Annotated in this window: 2 protein-coding genes; both read right to left on the reverse strand. The window is 56.3% G+C overall.

What is annotated here, in order from left to right; all coding sequences use genetic code 11:
- Nucleotides 1-303 (reverse strand): bifunctional ornithine acetyltransferase/N-acetylglutamate synthase (locus V7756_RS18970; RefSeq protein ID WP_335611759.1); only part of this gene is annotated, 303 nt, incomplete at its 3' end.
- Nucleotides 304-470: 167 nt separating this feature from the next.
- Nucleotides 471-636, reverse strand: a 166-nt coding sequence (locus V7756_RS18975; protein ID WP_335611760.1) for an SEC-C metal-binding domain-containing protein, incomplete at its 5' end; no start/stop codon positions are given.

Genomic DNA, 636 nt, shown 5'->3' on the forward strand with positions numbered 1-636 from the left:
CCCTGCCAGCGCCTCACAGGTATTTATTGCCGCCTGCATACCTGGTTTTCCCGTGCCCGCATTGGCGTTACCGGTATTGACCAGCAAGTAACGCGGGGCACTGTTTAAATGCTGCCGGGTCAGCGTAACCGGCGCCGCGCAGAATGCGTTGGTGGTGAACACACCGGCAATACTCGCACCTTCAGCCGCCTCCATGATGACCACGTCTTTACGCCCTACCCGCTTTATGCCCGCGGAAGCGATGCCAAGACGAAAACCTGGAACAGGGTGCAGCACGGGCAGAGGGCCGAGACCAACGGGCATGGCGTAGACTCCAAAGAAATTTAAATTAGAAGCTAGAAGCTAGAAGCTAGAAGCTAGAAGCTAGAAGCTAGAAGCTAGAAGCTAGAAGCTAGTGTGGGGGTTGCGAGCATATCGTCAACCCCCACACATGTCCTATCCGAACCAAACAGCAACGGTACCAAGCGGCTTCAGCTGATCTGACCGTGACAATGTTTGTATTTCTTGCCGGAACCACAAGGACAGGGGTCATTGCGGCCTACCTTTTCACCGTCACGGACGGTCGGCCCAGTCGGCGTCGCCGCTTGCTGCTCCGTATCGCCACCTTGCTCATCGGTTACGCTACGCACATCCTCG

This window comes from Halopseudomonas sp. (assembly GCF_036961105.1).
Lineage (GTDB): Bacteria > Pseudomonadota > Gammaproteobacteria > Pseudomonadales > Pseudomonadaceae > Halopseudomonas.